General features: G+C 42.5%; 3 protein-coding genes and 1 pseudogene. 2 read left to right on the forward strand and 2 right to left on the reverse strand.

Annotated elements, in window-relative coordinates; translation table 11 throughout:
• Positions 1-74 precede the first annotated feature (74 nt).
• On the forward strand, positions 75-758 hold the full coding sequence (locus QUA13_RS32095; RefSeq protein WP_445242775.1) for an acetamidase/formamidase family protein: 684 nt from the start codon (positions 75-77) through the stop codon (positions 756-758).
• A 166-nt stretch (positions 759-924) separates the two neighbouring features.
• Positions 925-1,188: a zinc ribbon domain-containing protein gene (locus tag QUA13_RS32100; protein WP_333205093.1), complete on the forward strand. Its 264-nt coding sequence runs from the start codon at positions 925-927 to the stop codon at positions 1,186-1,188.
• A gap of 113 nt (positions 1,189-1,301) precedes the next feature.
• Here QUA13_RS32100 and QUA13_RS32105 read toward each other — a convergent pair whose 3' ends face one another.
• The gene (locus QUA13_RS32105; RefSeq protein ID WP_333205095.1) at positions 1,302-1,526 is read right to left on the reverse strand and encodes a hypothetical protein; all 225 of its coding nucleotides are present in this window, start codon (positions 1,524-1,526) and stop codon (positions 1,302-1,304) included.
• Between the two features lie 496 nt (positions 1,527-2,022).
• A pseudogene (locus QUA13_RS32110) lies at positions 2,023-2,715 on the reverse strand (IS1 family transposase).
• Between the last annotated feature and the right edge of the window lie 265 nt (positions 2,716-2,980).

Raw genomic sequence — 2,980 nt, forward strand, 5'->3', positions numbered from 1 at the left:
TTTTATGTATGACTGTACTTTAAGCCTTGGATAGCTTTCCTCGCCACTCACCCCAAAAAACTGTCCGGACTGTTGTGAATAAATGGAACAAACGGGAAGCGGAATTAGTAGCAACAGATCCCGATCGAGTGCCACCTTTAGCAGCACTGCCGAACCCCCAGAATGCAGTTTTGGGGTCGCTGCAAGGGGCAGAATTCGAGCGAGTTGCGGCGGAAGCGGCGCGCACTGTTCCTCCCCGGGAACACGGCGGCAATTGCGATATTAAGAACCTGTCGCGCGGTTCGAGAATTTACTTCCCGGTGTATGTCGAAGGCGCGAAACTTTCGATGGGAGATATTCACTTTTCTCAAGGAGACGGGGAGATTTCATTCTGCGGGGCAATTGAAATGTCGGGGTACATAGACCTCCACGTTGATATTATCAAAGGTGGCATGGATAAATACGCAATGGTCAACCCAATTTTCAAACCCGGGCCGGTGGAACCCCGCTATTCTGAGTACCTCGTTTTTGAAGGGATTTCTGTTGATGAATTTACGGGTCAGCAGTATTATATGGATGCCCACGTTGCTTATCGACGAGCTTGTTTGAATGCGATCGAATATTTGAAAAAGTTTGGTTTTACCGGAGAACAAGCGTATTTGCTATTAAGTTGTGCTCCGGTTGAGGGTCGCATCAGTGGCATTGTGGATATTCCCAATGCTTGCTGCACTATTGCTTTACCGACAGAAATTTTCCAGATGGATATTCTGCCGTCTTAATTACAGGATTTACGCACAGACTAGCTTTTGTAGGGTGCGCCGAAGTGCACCTTACCCTCACAAATAGTCTAAAAATTGCTTTCTTGCGTAAGCCCTCAATTAGTAGGGCGGGTGCTGCCCGCAGCCTACTCCTTGCGTCTCAAATCTACAATCAAAAATTATTGATATGCCTCTTTACGATTTTAAGTGTGAAACTTGCGGCATTTTTGATAAGTGGCGCCCTCTTGCAGAATCAGATACACCGGTGCTTTGCCCGAGTTGCGAAACTGTTGCTAAACGCCTCTTTTCGCCGCCGATGATTCTAACTGGAAAGCTGCGGTTGAAAGGTCAAGAAAATCGGGAACCGCAGGTAGTTAAGCGTTCTGAGGAACCTAAACCGCAGCGGAATCGCGAACACCGAGGGGGACGACCTTGGATGATCGGTCACTGATCCAGTCCGACCGTCAGGCAGGGGTTGAAACCCCTGCCTCGCAGCTCGCATTCGTATAAAAAAGCAGCAAAAAAGGTCAAAAACTATGTCACAATATTTTAACTATTTTGTACTTATTTTTTTGCTAAAATCACACAGTCATCAAGTGCATAATGGGAGTCATAATGTAACTTAAAGTGCTGGCGAAAAAGTGGACTGATAAATTCATTGAGAGGTAAAGTTTCTCTAGCAAATTTTGGATTATTAGGATGGGATTTCCTCCTATCAGTTGAACTTAAATATTTATACCAAACTAATTTTAAGCCCAGTTTATCGACAAATTGTTGTACTACATACATACCTCCTCTTGGTAATCATCAACTCGACGAACATTGTAGGGTATTAGTAACAACTTCTTTTCTTGAATAATTAGCAAAGCTTAACCCAAATCATTCAGGCTGTTTGTAAATATATCATTGTAAATGTGAAGGATTTTTTTTCTCCTCTCCTCATCGTTAAAAAAATAGTGAGAAATTACTATAAAATCAAACCATTCTTTCGGCAGTCTTTTAGATTAATTTGCCCCATCAAAGATACTAGAATGGCTTTTTTCCGTGAGGCTATGAATGCCCATTTTTGTGACTTGACTATGCCTGAGATCATTCCTCTCTTTCAGACCTGAATCCTGACATATCCGTGATGTCAGCCACGGCGAATATGCTGCTCGCATTCACACGGCTGGGGTTGTTCAATGTTGGCAATCGCAGGCAATTTTGCCTTCAATTTGTATCGCGATCGGAGCTTTCAAAATATGGCTCAATATCAAAGTTGGGCGTTGCACAATTAAGAGATGATTTATGCTACCATAGGAACAGTCCCATATTTTAGATAACACAAAAGCAAGCCAATTGATAGTTTGAGCATTTCTTCAGAATTAGAATAGCAAAGAGTTCGTCGATGAAGTCTGGCTTGCGGAATGTCGCTCGTCGAGTATTCTCTCCCTCAACTCGTGTCATATACGTTTTCGAGATAATTCCGTCGCAATCGTTAATATATTTGTCATAAACACAGTAGCCATCAGTCACAGAAAAAAACATTTTCATCCCCTAACTATTTTCCACAAATGCTTAAATGTCTCGGCACTTATGTCTCCTAAAACGAACGCTAAAATACCTGTAACTCCCTTTTTTAAAGCCGTCCACAACCAAGCCATATTTTTTTTGATCTGCCAAAGTTGGAAGTTCATCTAACCCGTGCTACTTTGGGAATTTCTTCATGATCCGGAGCATCAGGTAAAGAAAAGCCCACTTGTTTAACCCAGTTAATAACTGTATTATGATTAACTCCACTTATTCTTTCAATAGCCAGAATTTCCTGACAATTGACGTACATTGTCAAGCATTGCTCCTTAATTGACTTTTATTTTTTCGGACAAAATTCAACTAATTGCTTTCCGCAGTCACGGCACAAGTAGTTTTGTTTGCCGCGACGGTGGCCATTTTTACAGACTTTGTTTGATAGAAGCGTGAATGCAAATCTTTCCTCTATTATGCAACGCCCAAAGTTGAGCTGGTTTTAATTCCAACATACTAAAGGCTGGTTTAGAATGAAATGTGCTGGCAACTATTACCTTCGGTACGATGCGCCCTCACTGCTATTCAAGGTAGCTTCTAATAAGGGTTAGTAAGGAGTACCAGCAATGCAACTTAAACCAATAGACCAACAAGTTGTCGCCGTGACACTGTTCTCTTAAGGAGTGAGATATTGAAACCCCCGAAAGGTGAGGAGTTCAGAGATAGCGAGGGGACGAGAG

The sequence above is a fragment of the Microcoleus sp. S28C3 genome (assembly GCF_036700785.1).
GTDB lineage: Bacteria > Cyanobacteriota > Cyanobacteriia > Cyanobacteriales > Microcoleaceae > Microcoleus > Microcoleus asticus.